Here is a 13,952-nt window from a genome sequence, read left to right as displayed (position 1 = left end):
GAACCAGACTAGTTGGCCCGACTGACGACCGGCGGGGTCCTTCGAGGCTCGCTGTCGCTCGCACCTCAGGACGACTGGGATTCTTCGCACGTCACGGCGACTGGCGCCCTACCGGCGGCTGGCGGCCAGGTCCAGCAGGAGCACCGTCGAGAGGTCGTTGGTGGCGTAGCGCAGCTGGTTGACGTCGACGGCCACGTAGTCCTCGGTCACGGACGGCTCGAAGGAGCCGAGCACCTCGGCGCGGGCCTTGTCGGCGGCGGCGCGGACGGCGATCTCCTTGCGGAGGTCGTCGCTGATCACGCCACCGGTCTGGGCAGACGCCCGGGCCAGCGCAGCGGCGAACTTCTCGGCGGCCACAATCTCCTTGGCGTCGTCGGAGCCGAGCATCTTGGCGGTCTGGCCGATGATGGCCTGCCCGGCAGCCAGGTCACCCTTGCCGATGTCGGTGATCGCCTGCCGCAGCAGCTGGCGCTCGGGGCGCTGGCTCTCGCGCAGCAGGAGGTCCAGGTGGATGCCGAGGATCCGCTCGCGGGTGCGCACGCCCTCGTCCTTCGTGCCGAGGCCCGGGACCACCTCGTCGCTCATGGCGGACTGGCCGAGGGTGTCGAGCAGCTCCATGCGGGCCTCGTCGACGGTGTTGACCGTGTCGGCCAGCGGCTGCGCCTTGATGAAGATGGTGGCGATGAACGCGACGGCCAGCAGCGGCAGGCAGGCGAGGAACACGATGTGCAGCTGGTCGGCGAGGGCCATGCGGACGGCGTCGAGGACCTCCGGCGGGAGGGCGGCCATGGTGTCGGGGTCGAGGACGGAGCCGGCGTCGATGTGGTCCAGCTGGTCGCCCATCTGCTCGGCGACCTCCCCGGGCAGGTGGTTCAGGATGGCGACGGCGAGCCCGCCGGTCATGATGGAGCCGAAGATGGCCACGCCGACGGTGGAGCCTACGTTGCGGAAGAACTGGATGGAGGCGGTGCCGACGCCCAGGTCGCGGCGGGACACGGAGTTCTGCACGACGAGGGTGTAGAGCTGCATCGCCAGGCCCAGTCCGATGCCGAACACGGCCATGGCGACGGTGAGCTGGAGCCTGGAGGAGTCGACGCTCAGGCGCAGCAGCAGCCCGATGCCGGCCATCATCACCAGCACGCCGACGAGCATGATCTCCTTGTAGCGGCCCCACTTGGTGACCAGCATCCCGGCGACGATGCCCAGCAGGATCATGCCCAGCATCAGCGGCAGCAGAATCAGGCCGGACTCGGTGGCGCTGACGCCCATCACGCCCTGTGCGAAGACGGGGATGTAGATGATGGAGCCGAACATCACCATCGCGATCGCGAAGGCCGCGATGTTGGAGAAGGTGAAGATGGAGTTGCGGAACAGGCGCAGCGGCAGCACGGGCTCACTGGCCCGCAGCTCGACGAGGACGAAGGCCACCAGGCCGACGGCGCCGAACGCGAACAGGCCCAGCACCTGCGGCGAGACCCACGGGTAGGTGACGCCGCCGAAGGAGGTGGCCAGCAGGATGGACACCAGGGTGGGGGCGAGGATCGCGATGCCGAGGTAGTCGATCTTCGCCTCGCGGCGCTCGTGCGGGATGTGGAGGAAGCGGGTGATGACGATGAGGGCGATGATGCCCAGCGGCAGCGGGGTGAAGAACAGCCAGCGCCACCCGAGCAGGTCGGTGATGGCGCCGCCGGCGAGCGGGCCGGCCACGGAGGTGACGCCGAAGACGGCGCCCATGTAGCCCTGGTACTTGCCGCGCTGCCGGGCGGGGATGATGTCGCCGATGATGGTCTGCGACAGCGGCATCAGCGTGCCCATGCCGAGTCCCTGGATGCAGCGGCCGAGGACCAGCATCCAGAAGTCGACGGAGAAGCCGCACACGATCGAGCCGATCATGAACACAACGAGGCCGCCCATGTAGAACGAGCGCCGCCCGTACAGGTCCGACAGCTTGCCGACGATCGGCACGCTGACAGCGCTCACCAGCATGGCCGCCGTCGCGACCCACGAGTAGTACTCCATGCCACCGAGGTCGGCGACGATGCGGGGCATGCCCGGGCCGACGATGGTCTGGCTGATGGACGACACGAACATGCCGATCATGAGGCCCAGGAAGACGCGACGGTCCCCCGGGCTCAGCGCGTACGGTGCGGCTTCCTTGGTGGTGGCGGTCACAGGGCGAGCTCCAGGTTCTGGTTGAGGCGGGAGAGGAGACGGGCGAGCTGGTCCTTGTCCTCCTCGGACCAGTCGTCGAGGGTCTCCGTGATGAGGTTGACGCGACGGGTGCGGCCCTTCGCGACGAGGGTGCGGCCGGCGCGCGTGATGACCAGCAGCTGTGCACGACCGTCGTCCGGGTCCGGCAGCCGCTCCACCAGGCCGGCGTCGACGAGGTGCGTCACGCGTCGGCTCATGGTTGAGATGTCATAGCCGCGGGCCTCGGCGAGGTCGCTCAGCCGGACGCCGTCGAGGGCCATCCGGTTGTCGAGCCAGGCGAGCACGAGGTAGTCCGCGTTACGCAGGCCGTCCTCGTGGAGGCGGGAGAAGGCGGGGCCGAGGTTGGCGAAGAGTCGGGCCAGTTCCTCAGAAAGTTGCATGATGCAAGCATATGTTTCCGATCGGATGCTTGCAACTCGCAACCAAATGCTCGATGCTGGATTGTTGGCCCGTCTATGGTCCAACAATCCAGACTTGATTCGTTTCAGGGATTGGCGGTGGCGGCGACCAGGTCGGCCACGAGGGTGTCCACCTCGTCGGAGGTCAGGTCGTGCACGGTGAGGCGCAGGTGCCGCGAGGGGGCGGCGTCGTCGGCCAGGCGGAACTCGTCGCCGGTGCGCACCAGCCAGCCGCGTCGCATCAGCCGCTCGGCGACGTCGCGCGCCGGGGCCGGCACGGGCAGCCACAGGCTCATGCCGTCGCGGGCGGTCGCCGGCAGACCGGCGGCGGTGAGGCGGGCGGCGACGTGGCGGTTGCGCTCGGCGTAGTGCGTGCCGGCCCGCTCCACCAGACGACGGGTGTCCTCGTCGCGCAGTAGGGCGTGCGTGATGCGCTGGAGCAGGTGGCTGACCCAGGTGGTGCCGGGGCTGAGGCGCATCGCGAGGCGGGCAGCGGTCTCAGGGTCCGTGGCGGTCACGGCCAGGCACATGTCCGGGCCGATGAACTTCGACACGGAGCGCACCAGGGCCCAGCGGCGGTGGTCCGGACCGATCAGCGAGTGGAACGGCTGCTGGGACAGCAGGGAGTAGAAGTCGTCCTCGATGACGAGCACGTACGGGTGTTCCTCGAGGACTTCCCGCAGCGCCGCCGCGCGGTCCGCGGTCAGCGAGGCGCCCGTCGGGTTCTGTGCGCGGGGCGTGTGCACGACGGCGCGCACCCCGGCGGCGAGGGCGACCCGCAGACCCTCGACGGTCATGCCCTCCTCGTCGACGGGGACCGCCACTGGCCGGTAGCCGCCCAGGCGGACGGTCTGGATGCTGGAGAGGAAGCACGGGTCCTCGAGGGCGACGGCGTCGTCGCGCATCAGCGCCTGTGCCAGCAGGCGCTCCACGGCGTCGACGGCGCCGCTGGTCAGTGTGAGTCGCCAGTCCTGCCCGGGGAGGTCCGGGGACATCCACTCACGCGCCCAGGCCTCGAAGTCGCGGTCGATCACCGGCTCGCCGTAGAGGACCGGGCGGCCGGCGGCTGCCTGCAGCGCGGGGCCGAGGTCGGGGATCAGGGTTGGCGAGGGGTTGCCGGTGCCTATGTCGCGCAGCGGTCCGGCCTCCGCATATCCCTCCTGCGGGGCGGGAGCGCGCCCTGCGACCCGGGTGCCGGCCCTGCCCTGCGCCACCACGGCGCCGGAGCGGGCGAGGCGACGATAGGCGGCCACCGCGGTGTTGCGGTTCACGCCGAGTTGCTCGGCCAGCGCGCGGACGGGCGGCAGGGCGTCGCCGGGGCGGAGGTCGCCGCGCTCGACGAGTCCGCGCACGCTGTCCGCGATCTCCGCGGCAGTGCTGCCGCTGATCTCGGCTCCCGGGGTGTCCACGGCCCGAGCGTACCGCCTGCGCCCTTGCTGGACAGGCGGGCGAGTGATTGGCACGGGTCATGCTAGTTTTTGGCCTAGGCCAAAAGAGAGGGAGCTCCATGCACACCAAGACAGGTACTGGCAGGGTCAAGCGCGGCTTGGCGGAGATGCTGAAGGGTGGCGTCATCATGGACGTGGTGACGCCGGAGCAGGCGCGGATCGCGGAGGATGCCGGCGCCGTCGCCGTCATGGCACTCGAGCGGGTGCCGGCCGACATCCGCGCGCAGGGCGGCGTGTCCCGGATGAGCGACCCGGACATGGTCGACGGCATCAGGGAGGCCGTCTCCATCCCCGTGATGGCCAAGGCCCGCATCGGCCACTTCGTCGAGGCGCAGGTGCTGCAGGAGTTGGGCGTGGACTACATCGACGAGTCCGAGGTGCTCTCGCCCGCCGACTACGCCAACCACATCGACAAGCACGCCTTCGAGGTGCCGTTCGTGTGCGGCGCCACCAACCTCGGCGAGGCGCTGCGGCGGATCAACGAGGGCGCGGCGATGATCCGCTCCAAGGGCGAGGCGGGCACCGGCGACGTGTCCGAGGCCACCCTGCACATCCGGCGGATCACCTCCGAGATCAACGCCCTGCGGGCCATGGCCCGCGACGAGCTCTACGTGGCCGCCAAGGAGATGCAGGCGCCCTACGAGCTGGTGGCGGAAGTGGCCGAGACCGGGAAGTTGCCCGTGGTGCTGTTCACTGCCGGCGGCGTCGCCACCCCCGCCGATGCCGCCATGATGATGCAGCTCGGCGCCGACGGCGTCTTCGTCGGCTCCGGCATCTTCAAGAGCGGGGACCCCGCCCTGCGTGCCGCCGCCATCGTCAAGGCCACCACGTTCCACGATGACCCGGCCGTCATCGCGGCGGCCTCCCGCGGCCTGGGCGAGGCGATGGTGGGCATCAACGTCGCGGACCTGCCCGCACCCCACCGCCTCGCCGAGCGCGGCTGGTGAACCCGCCCCGCGTCGGGGTCCTCGCGTTCCAGGGCGACGTGCGCGAGCACACCCGCGCGCTCTCCGAACTCGGGGCCGACGTCGTGCCCGTGCGCCGCGCCGCCGAGCTGGGGACGGTGGCCGGGCTGGTGCTGCCCGGCGGCGAGTCCAGCGTCATGGACAAGCTCACCCGCGCCTTCGGGCTCCGCGAACCGCTGCGCGCCGCCATCGCCGGAGGGATGCCCGTGCTCGGCACCTGCGCGGGACTGGTCCTGCTGGCCGACCGGCTCGTCGGCGGCATCGACGGGCAACAGACCCTCGGCGGCCTGGACGTCACCGTCCGCCGCAACGCCTTCGGCAGCCAGGCCGAGTCCTTCGAGACCGAACTGGCAGTGCCCGCCCTGGAACCGCCGACGGCGCACGCCGCGTTCATCCGGGCGCCAGTGGTGGAGGAGGTCGGCCCCCGCGCCACCGCCGTCGCGTCGCTGCCGTACGGCCGCGTCGTCGCCGTCGAACAGCACAACGTGCTGGGCCTGGCGTTCCACCCCGAAGTCACCGGAGACCTGCGCTTCCACGCCCGGCTCCTGGACCGTGTGACCCAGGGCTCGGCTGTTGGAGTCCTCGGTTGCAGTGAGCCGGGGTGAAGCCGCGCGACGTCAGTCCTTGCGCAGGATCCGGACCTCGTACGGGTCCAGCAGGTGGTGGGCGCCCGGGGCGGAGCGGGGCGGCAGGACGTGGTGGCGGGTGAGGTTGACCTGGATGAACCAGCGGTCGGTGGTGCCGGTTTCGGGGTCCTCGAGCTCCCGGTACCAGCCGAACCAGTCGTGCCGCTCGGGCTCGACGAAGCGGACCGACCCCATCGTCAGGGCGGGGTGGCGCCGTCGCATCCGGATGAGGCCGCGGTAGAAGTTCAGCACCGACTCGGGGTCCTGGTCCTGCTCGGCGACGGTGAACCCGCGCGAGCTCTCGTGGAACCCGATCCAGGGCTCGCCGGTGGTGAAGCCGTGGTTGGGTGTGGTGTCCCAGCGCATGGGGGTGCGGGCGTGGTCGCGGGAGCCGGCCATCACCTCGGCGAGCCCGTCGCGGCCCTCCACCTCGGCCTCCGCCAGCCGATTGATGGACTCGACGTCGCGCAGTGCCCGGGCGTCGGGGAAGTCCTGGTTGATCGCCCCGATCTCCTGGCCCTGGTAGATGAACGGCGTCCCGCGGCTGAGCAGCTGGATGGCGGCCACTGCCTTGGCGATGGCGGTACGGAAGCGCGGGTCCGGGTTGACCTTGGAGACCATGCGCGGGTTGTCGTGGTTCTCCACGAACAGGCTCATCCAGTCGTTCGCGCCCAGCCGGGACTGGTACTCGACGAGGTGGTTCTTCAGGTAGCTGAGGGGGTAGCGGTAGTCGTCCCAACGCGTCTTGCCCGGCGGTTCCAGCACGTCGAAGTTGAAGATCAGGTCCATCTCGCCACGGTCCTCGGCCGTGAGCAGCCTGCCCACCTCCATCCCGATCCCCGGCGTCTCGCCGATCATGACGGCGACGGCGTCGCGCCCGGGACCGCTCGAGTCCGGGGCGACGTCGCGGCGGGTGAAGCCGTTGCGACGCAGCTCGGCCAGGTACTCGTGCAGGTGCGGTCCGTGGAAGTAGTGCTCCACGCCGCGGAACTCCATCAACTGGCCGACGAACTCGTTGCCCTCGGGCAGGCCCTCGCGTTTGGAGATGTAGTTGATGACGTCCAGGCGGAAGCCGTCGATGCCGCGGTCCAGCCACCACTGCACGATGTCGGCCACCTCGGCGCGCACCTCCGGGTTGTCCCAGTTCAGGTCTATCTGGCCGTTGGCGAACAGGTGCAGCGCCCAGCGCTGGGCGTCCTCCACCCACCGCCACGCCGGGCCGGAGAAGAAGCTGGACCAGTTGTTGGGTGGGTCGGCCGGTGGCGGCGCGCCCTCGCGGAGGAAGTAGTACTGCCCGTACTTGCCGTCCGGGTCCTGGCGGGCGGCGCGGAACCACTCGTGCTCGTCGGAGGTGTGGTTGACCACGAGGTCCAGGATCAGCCGCATGCCGCGCTCGTGGCAGCCGGCGATCAACTCGTCCACGTCATCGAGGCTGCCCATCTCGGGCATCACGGCGCGGTAGTCGGAGATGTCGTAGCCGTTGTCCTCGTTGGGGGAGGCGAAGATGGGGGAGAGCCACAGGCAGTCGACTCCGAGGTCCGCGATGTGGTCCAGGTGGTTGATGATGCCGCGGATGTCGCCCACGCCGTCGCCGTCGGAGTCCGCGAACGAGCGCGGGTACACCTGGTAGAACACGGCCTGCTTCCACCAGGTGGGCGTGGGATCGCCCGGTGCGATCGGGTTGGGGGCAGGGATCTCGTTGAGCAACTCCAGCAGCGCGTCCACGAAGCCCTCGCCCACGACGGGCCTGGCCATCGCCTCCAGTTGATCCAGCCTCATCCTGGACACCAGAGGGTTGTTGACCCACCTGGGCGAGCGCCCCAGCTGCAGCAGCAGCTTGTCCACGACGTCGCGCCCCAAGGGTCGATTCAGCACGTCCCTGATGCGGGAGCTGTGGGTGAGTTGTCCTTGGGCCTCCATTGGCCAATCGTGGCAGACGGCGGGCCAGCCCGCCCGTGGCGCCAGCGTAAGAGTGTTGCGGAGGGAGCCGACTGCCGCCCCCAGCGCTATACGCTTGCGGCGGGGTCGGCGGCACCCAGCGCAACAGTGTTGCTGAAGGTGTCGACTGCCGCCCCCAGCGTTACACGCTTTCGGGGAGGTGCGTGGTCAGGAGCGCTCGCCCTGCTCCGGTTCCCAGTCGCGGGGCAGGAACTCGGGCTTGTTGGCCCACTCCTTGCCCAGCAGGGGCGAGGAGATCAGCAGGTCCGCCGTCGCCGCGTTGCAGGCCATGGGAACGTTCCAGACGGCGCCGATCCGCAGCAGGGCCTTCACGTCCGGGTCGTGTGGCTGCGCCTCCAGGGGGTCCCAGAAGAAGATCAGCGTGTCGATCACGCCCTCGGCGATCTTGGCCCCGATCTGCTGGTCCCCGCCTACGGGGCCGGACAGCAGGCGTGTCACCGGCAGCCCCAACTCGTAGGCGAGCATCGTGCCCGTGGTGCCGGTGGCGTAGAGGTGGTGGCTGCTGAGCGTGCCGCGGTTGAAGTTGGCCCACGAGAGCAGCTCGGTCTTCTTGTTGTCGTGTGCCACGATGGCGATGTGGTGCTGGTATCCGGGCATGGTGGGAATCCTTCCGGGAGAACCTGTCCAAAGCCTACGGCTGGGTTGTGAAGATCATGTGACAGACTTCCCCAAGCCGCTCCCGATGAACCCTGTTCAGGTGGGTGCGCATGTCGTCGGAGCTGATCGCCTGTGAGGGGTCAGCACGCAACTCGTCGTAGGACGCCACCACCTCCGCACGAAGCCAGGCTTCTACTGCTTCCTCGCGTGCGAACAGCGCACGAAGGCCGTCTCTGATGACCTCGCTCTCGCTCGCGTACGCGCCAGAGGCAACCCGCGCTTTCAGCGCCTCGGCCATGTTGTTGGGGAGCGTGATGCTGAGCTGCTTTGTCGTACGCATGATGTGGCCTCACCTTCAGTAGGACTTAATCCTTCCTTGCGCCTCAGTCGAAGTCCTCTTCGTCGGCGATCTCCGAGGCGGGCTTGCGCTTGCGTCTCAGGGTGCCGACGAGGACCCACGTGGCGGCGAGGCCGACGCCGATGGCCGCGCCGATGACCCCGCCCCGGACGGCGCTGGCGGTGGCTCCGGTGGCGTCGGGGCCGAACTCAAGCTTCGGCAGGGGGATGAGCCCCTGCCCGGTGAAGACGGTCCACGCCATGGCCCCGACGGTGAGCAGGATCCCGACCACCACCACCCCCGCCGCGATGAGGCGCTGCTTGGCGCTGGCCTTGTCTGCCAGCTCGTCCAGGCTGACGCCCTGGCGGCCGGCGTACCACTGGGCGGCCCAGGTGGGCAGGCCCATCATGGCCAGCAGGCCGATGGGAAGGGCGATCGCACCGAACACCGCTGCCACCAGTGCGACGGCGAGGCTGGTGTAGCTCCCGACCATCAGTCCGAACGTGGTTGCCTGGTTGAAGACGCGCTCCTCCCGCTCGTCGATCCCCTCCATGTTCATGAGGCGGTCCGTCGCTTGGCTGGTCCTGCTCTGCTTGCTGGTCATGCTTCCTCCTGCTGGTCTGGGGTGTCGAAGAGTGTCTCCACCGTGGTGCCCAGCGCCTTGGCGAGGCGCAGGGCCAGGAACACGGTGGGGGCGTAGTTGCCCTGTTCGATGGCGATCACGGTCTGCCGACTCACGCCGACGGTGGTGGCGAGCTCTGCCTGTGTCAGCCGCAGTGCCCGTCGATGCATCCGAACCGGGTTGGTTGGGTTCTCTGGTTCCTTGGGGGCCATGCAGGAAATGTTAAGTCGGGTTGACATCCAATGTCAAGGGTATTTGACAAAAGAAGTAAAGGTGACTTGACATGGAAGGAGGTTCTTTGGGGTGGGCTAGCATCGGCGGCAATGGGCCACGACCACTCGCACCACGACGCAGCCACGCCGCGCAAGCGGCTGGCGATCGCGTTCGCCATCACCGCCACCATCCTGGTGGCGGAGGTGATCGGCGCCATTTGGACCGGCAGCCTGGCGCTGCTGGTGGACGCCGGGCACATGCTCACCGACGCCGCCGGCCTGTTGATGGCGCTGATCGCGGCCTCGCTGGCGCTGCGCCCCGCCTCGCCTGAGCGCACCTGGGGTTGGCGTCGCGCGGAGGTCCTGGCGGCGGGAATGCAGGCGCTGGTGCTGTTCGGCGTCGGGATCTACGCGCTGGTGGAGGGTATCCGACGGCTGTTCGAGCCCGGGGAGATCTCCTCGACGGGGCTGCTGGTCTTCGGCATCGTGGGACTGGTGGGAAACCTGGTCTCCCTGCTGGTGCTCGCCGGTGGCCGGGGCGCCAACATCAACATGCGGGCCGCCTTCCTGGAGGTGGTCAACGACGCGCTGGGATCGGTGGCCGTCATCGTCAGCGCCATCGTGATCGCCACCACCGGCTGGACCCGCGCCGACGCCGTCGCCGGCATGCTCATCAGCCTGCTGATCCTGCCGCGCGCGCTGCTGATCCTGCGGCAGTCCGCCGGGATCCTGATGGAGTCCACGCCGGCCGGGCTGGACCTCGACGACGTCCGCCGCCACATCCTCGAGGTGCCCCACGTCATCGACGTGCACGACCTGCACGCCTCCGAGATCACCACCGGCCTGCCCGTGCTCACCGCCCACGTGGTGCTGGACGACTCCTGCTTCAGCGACGGCCACGCGCCCCGGATCCTGCTGGACCTGCAGACCTGCGTGGCGGAGCACTTCGACGTCAGCGTCGAGCACTCCACGTTCCAGTTCGAGCGCTCCGACCACGCCAACCACGAGCCGCACGCCCACTCCTGAGCGACCCGTCGGCAAGGCTCCTGCGTTGGGGTCGGTAGACCGACCCGTTCGTAGGACCCTTGCCAGGGGGAACCCGCCGATCCGCGCTACTCGCCACATCCTCGGCGTCCTGAGCGGAGGATGGGGACATGGAAACCACCGAGTTCGACCTCATCGTCATCGGCGCCGGCTCCACCGGCGAGAACGTCGCGGACCGCGCTGCCAGGGGAGGGTTGAGCGTCGCGATCGTCGAGAACAGCCTTGTGGGAGGCGATTGCTCCTACTGGGCGTGCATGCCGTCGAAGGCGCTGCTGAGACCGGGTGAGGCGCTCCGGGCGGCGGAGGGCGTCGACGGTGCCGCCGCCGCGGTCACCGGTGGGCTCGACGTCGGGGCGGTCCTCGCGCGCCGCGACTCGTTCGTCTCGGAGTGGGACGACGCCTCCCAGGTGGAGTGGCTGGAGAGCGCCGGAATCACGCTCGTGCGCGGCACGGGCCGCATCACGGCGGAGCGGGAGGTCACCGTCGCCTCCGACGGCGGGGCCGGGCAGGTGCTGCGCGCCCGGCACGCCGTGGCCGTGTGCACCGGCACCGAGCCGCTGGTCCCGCCGGTCGAGGGCTTGGAGGAGGCGGGACCGTGGACCAGCAAGGACGCCACCAGTGCCAAGTCCGTGCCGGAGAGCCTGGTCATCATCGGCGGCGGCGTGGTGGCGTGCGAACTTGCGACGGCGTACGCGGACCTCGGCGCGCGGGTCACCGTCGTCGCCCGCAGCGGCTTGCTCGGCTCAATGGAGCCGTTCGCCGGCAAGGCCGTCACCGGGCGACTCCGGGAGCGGGGCGTGGAGGTCCTCGAGGAATCCTCCGCCGTACGGGTGACGCGCGCCGACGGGAGGGTCACCGTCGAGACCGATGACGGACGGAGCGTCGTGGCGGCGGAGGTGCTGGTGGCGACGGGGCGTCGGCCCCGCATCGGGGGACTCGATCTGGCCGCCGTCGGCCTCGGGGACGGGTACCTGGAGGTGGACGACACCATGCGGGTCAAGGGCCTCGACTGGCTCTACGCCGTGGGCGACGTCAACGGCCGCGTGCTGCTGACGCACCAGGGCAAGTACCAGGCCCGGGCGGCGGGCGCCGTGATCGCGGCCCGCGCGAACGGCGGCATCGTCGACGACGCTCCTTGGGGTCTGCACGTCGCCACGGCAGACCATCGGGCCGCGCCGCAGGTGGTGTTCAGCGACCCGCAGGTGGCGTCGGTCGGGCTCACCGAATCCGCCGCGCAGGAGGCGGGCCTGAAGGTGCGGAAGGTGGAGTTCGCGCTCGGCGACGTCGCGGGCGCAAGCCTCCATCTCGACGGCTACGAGGGGCAGGCGTGCATGGTGGTGGACGAGGACCGCTCCGTGCTGGTGGGGGCCACCTTCGTCGGCCCCGACGTCGCCGAACTGCTGCACGCCGCCACCATCGCAGTGGTGGGCGAGGTGCCCTTGGCCAGACTCTGGCACGCCGTCCCCGCCTACCCGACCATGAGCGAGATCTGGCTGCGACTGCTCGAGGCCTACGGCCGCCCCCTTCATCAGTTGCCCTGAGGTGCGAGCGCCAGCGAGCCTCGACGGGCGCAGACGGAGGCCCTTCGAGGCTCGCTGCCGCTCGCACCTCAGGGCAACTGACGGGGAGTTGGTGCTCGCACGTCAGGGCAACTGACGGGGAGTTGGTGCTCGCACGTCAGGGCAACTGAGGGGCTAGATCCAGCCGTTGCTGCGGGCGGCGCGGACGGCCTCGTGGCGGTTGGCGGCGCCGAGCTTGGCAACGGCGGAGCTGAGGTAGTTGCGCACCGTGCCGGGTGAAAGGTGGACGCGAGCGGCGATCTCCTCAATGGGGGCGCCGCCGTCGGCGAGTTCCAGGACGTCGGCCTCGCGCGGCGTGAGGGGCGAGTCGCCGGCGGAGATGGCTGCGGCGGACAACTCCGGGTCCACGTAGCGCTGGCCGGCGTGGACCTGCCGGATCACGTCGGCGAGCACCCGGGCGGGGGTGGTCTTCGGAAGGAACCCGCGGGCGCCGGCGGCCAGCGCGCGTTTCAGGTAGCCGGGCCGGCCGTGCGAGGTGACGATCAGGCAACGCGTGCCGGGGGAGGACTCGGCCACCGCGGCGGTGACCTCGATCCCGTCGCGCCCGGGCATCTGCAGGTCCAGCACCGCCACGTCGGGCCGGTGGTGGGCGATTGCCGTGACCGCCTCGTCGCCGGATGCGGCCTGCGCCACCACCTCGATGTCGTCCTGCAGGGAGAGCATGGTGGCCAGGGCGTCGCGGACGAGGGTCTCGTCGTCGGCGAGCAGGATGCGGATCATGCGGTCTCCTCGGGGACGCGGGCGGTGAGGGTGAAGGTGTCCCGCTCGCGGCTGGTCTCGACGCCTCCGCCGAGCCTGCCCAGTCTGGCCCGCAGGCCGTCCAGGCCGCCACCGCCCGGGCGCGGCGGGCGGTCGCCCACGCCGTCGTTGGTGATGGTGACCTCGGCGACCCCGTCGCCGCCGGCGAGCTTGATGGTGCAGGTGCGCGCGTCGGAGTGGTGGACGACGTTGGTGGCGCCCTCGCGCACGGCCCACGCCAGTGCCTCCGCGGCCCCGGGGCCGATGCCCGCGGCGTCGCCGATCAGCCGGACGTGGATGCCGGCGGCGGTGAGCATGGCGCGGGCGCCCTTGAGTTCGGCACCGAGGTCGACGGCACGGTAGCCGGCCACCACGTCGCGCACCTCGCGCAGGCCCTGGTCCGCGAGGTCGTGCACCTCGCGCATCTCCGACGTCGCCCGCTCCACCTGCCCGGCGGTGGCGAGCTCCGCCGCCAGGTCGGACTTCACGGCGACGGCGGTGAGGGTGCGGCCGAAGATGTCGTGCAGGTCGCGGGAGAAGCGCAGCCGCTCCTCGGCGACGGCCAGTTCTGAGCGCACGACGGTGAGCTCGGCCTGCTCGCGCATCAGCTTCAGCGTCCAGGCGGCCATCGCGCCGGACATCAGGATGCCGAAGGTGACCAGCAGGGAGGTGACGGTGGTGGGGACCCAGCGGCCGGTGGCGAACAGTCCCGGGTGCAGCCACAGCCACACGGCGGTGGTGGGTGCGGCCACGGCGACCGCGCACCAGAACGTCCGCCGCCACGGGATGGCGGGGGAGAATCCGAAGGCGAGCGTGGTCAGCGAGATCAGCACCAGCGAAGTGGGCACGTCGATCCCGGAGTCGCCCGTGGGTGGGGCCGCGAAGGCGCCGAACCCGGCCGCGGCCAGGCCCGCCGCGAAGAAGGCCGCCACGAGCAGCCGGGGCCACGGGAGCCTGGCCTCGTCCGGCAGGACGGAGTGGCGCAGCACCAGCGCGCACAGCACCACGGTCACGAGGAGGGCCACGACGTGCGGGATCGTCGCCCATGAGTAGGCAGTGGCGTTGGACAGCAGCATCGCCGACATCAGCGGCGCCAGGGGCGTCACCGAGTACAGGGTGATCATCGTGTACCTGTCGAACTTCTGGTACGGCGACGAGGCGCCCACCTGCGGGGTGGGCGCCTCGGTCACCGGCTTGCTGTTCATGCTCCTCAAC

14 protein-coding genes are annotated in these 13,952 nt (G+C 70.3%); 4 read left to right on the top strand and 10 right to left on the bottom strand.

Going from position 1 to position 13,952, the window contains the following annotated elements:
- Positions 1-108: 108 nt before the first annotated feature.
- From ACYU7G_RS00340 to ACYU7G_RS00330, 3 genes are all read right to left on the bottom strand, one after another.
- On the bottom strand, positions 109-2,172 hold the full coding sequence (locus tag ACYU7G_RS00340) for an MDR family MFS transporter (protein ID WP_461103588.1): 2,064 nt from the start codon (positions 2,170-2,172) through the stop codon (positions 109-111).
- The gene (locus ACYU7G_RS00335) at positions 2,169-2,591 is read right to left on the bottom strand and encodes a MarR family winged helix-turn-helix transcriptional regulator (protein WP_461103586.1); all 423 of its coding nucleotides are present in this window, start codon (positions 2,589-2,591) and stop codon (positions 2,169-2,171) included. The genes ACYU7G_RS00340 and ACYU7G_RS00335 overlap by 4 nt, the downstream gene beginning before the upstream one ends.
- A 104-nt stretch (positions 2,592-2,695) precedes the next feature.
- Complete coding sequence (locus tag ACYU7G_RS00330) at positions 2,696-4,018, bottom strand: aminotransferase class I/II-fold pyridoxal phosphate-dependent enzyme (protein WP_461103584.1); 1,323 nt, start codon at positions 4,016-4,018, stop codon at positions 2,696-2,698.
- Between the two features lie 98 nt (positions 4,019-4,116).
- Between ACYU7G_RS00330 and pdxS the strand changes: the two genes are divergently transcribed.
- Both pdxS and pdxT read left to right on the top strand, forming a co-directional pair.
- On the top strand, positions 4,117-5,004 hold the full coding sequence (gene pdxS, locus ACYU7G_RS00325) for a pyridoxal 5'-phosphate synthase lyase subunit PdxS (protein ID WP_461103582.1): 888 nt from the start codon (positions 4,117-4,119) through the stop codon (positions 5,002-5,004).
- Positions 5,001-5,627 carry a pyridoxal 5'-phosphate synthase glutaminase subunit PdxT gene (pdxT, locus tag ACYU7G_RS00320; RefSeq protein ID WP_461103580.1) on the top strand — a complete coding sequence of 209 codons (627 nt, stop codon included), beginning with the start codon at positions 5,001-5,003 and terminating at the stop codon, positions 5,625-5,627. The genes pdxS and pdxT overlap by 4 nt, the downstream gene beginning before the upstream one ends.
- Before the next feature lie 12 nt (positions 5,628-5,639).
- Here pdxT and ACYU7G_RS00315 read toward each other — a convergent pair whose 3' ends face one another.
- From ACYU7G_RS00315 to ACYU7G_RS00295, 5 genes are all read right to left on the bottom strand, one after another.
- Positions 5,640-7,568, bottom strand: a complete 1,929-nt coding sequence (locus ACYU7G_RS00315) for an alpha-glucosidase (protein ID WP_461103579.1) — start codon at positions 7,566-7,568, stop codon at positions 5,640-5,642.
- 186 nt (positions 7,569-7,754) lie between these two features.
- The gene (locus tag ACYU7G_RS00310) at positions 7,755-8,204 is read right to left on the bottom strand and encodes a methylglyoxal synthase (protein WP_461103577.1); all 450 of its coding nucleotides are present in this window, start codon (positions 8,202-8,204) and stop codon (positions 7,755-7,757) included.
- Between the two features lie 34 nt (positions 8,205-8,238).
- Positions 8,239-8,544, bottom strand: coding sequence for a ribbon-helix-helix domain-containing protein (locus ACYU7G_RS00305; RefSeq protein ID WP_461103575.1), 306 nt, complete (start codon positions 8,542-8,544; stop codon positions 8,239-8,241).
- 43 nt (positions 8,545-8,587) lie between these two features.
- A complete protein-coding gene (locus ACYU7G_RS00300; protein WP_461103573.1) occupies positions 8,588-9,145 on the bottom strand; it encodes a hypothetical protein in 558 nt (185 codons plus the stop codon).
- Positions 9,142-9,375, bottom strand: a complete 234-nt coding sequence (locus ACYU7G_RS00295) for a helix-turn-helix transcriptional regulator (protein ID WP_461103571.1) — start codon at positions 9,373-9,375, stop codon at positions 9,142-9,144. The genes ACYU7G_RS00300 and ACYU7G_RS00295 overlap by 4 nt, the downstream gene beginning before the upstream one ends.
- Positions 9,376-9,486: 111 nt before the next feature.
- Between ACYU7G_RS00295 and ACYU7G_RS00290 the strand changes: the two genes are divergently transcribed.
- Both ACYU7G_RS00290 and ACYU7G_RS00285 read left to right on the top strand, forming a co-directional pair.
- Positions 9,487-10,401 (top strand): cation diffusion facilitator family transporter, encoded by a 915-nt coding sequence (locus ACYU7G_RS00290; RefSeq protein WP_461103569.1) that lies wholly within the window; start codon positions 9,487-9,489, stop codon positions 10,399-10,401.
- Between the two features lie 128 nt (positions 10,402-10,529).
- Entirely contained in the window at positions 10,530-11,960 is a 1,431-nt protein-coding gene (locus tag ACYU7G_RS00285; RefSeq protein WP_461103567.1) for a dihydrolipoyl dehydrogenase family protein, read from the top strand.
- Between the two features lie 153 nt (positions 11,961-12,113).
- Here ACYU7G_RS00285 and ACYU7G_RS00280 read toward each other — a convergent pair whose 3' ends face one another.
- Complete coding sequence (locus tag ACYU7G_RS00280) at positions 12,114-12,719, bottom strand: response regulator (protein WP_461103565.1); 606 nt, start codon at positions 12,717-12,719, stop codon at positions 12,114-12,116.
- On the bottom strand, positions 12,716-13,942 hold the full coding sequence (locus ACYU7G_RS00275) for a sensor histidine kinase (protein WP_461103563.1): 1,227 nt from the start codon (positions 13,940-13,942) through the stop codon (positions 12,716-12,718). Before ACYU7G_RS00275 ends, ACYU7G_RS00280 begins: the two co-directional genes overlap by 4 nt.
- Between the last annotated feature and the right edge of the window lie 10 nt (positions 13,943-13,952).

Source organism: Tessaracoccus terricola (genome assembly GCF_054776555.1).
Note: the sequence above shows the minus strand (reverse complement) of the source record. Positions and strands in the feature narration are given on the sequence as shown.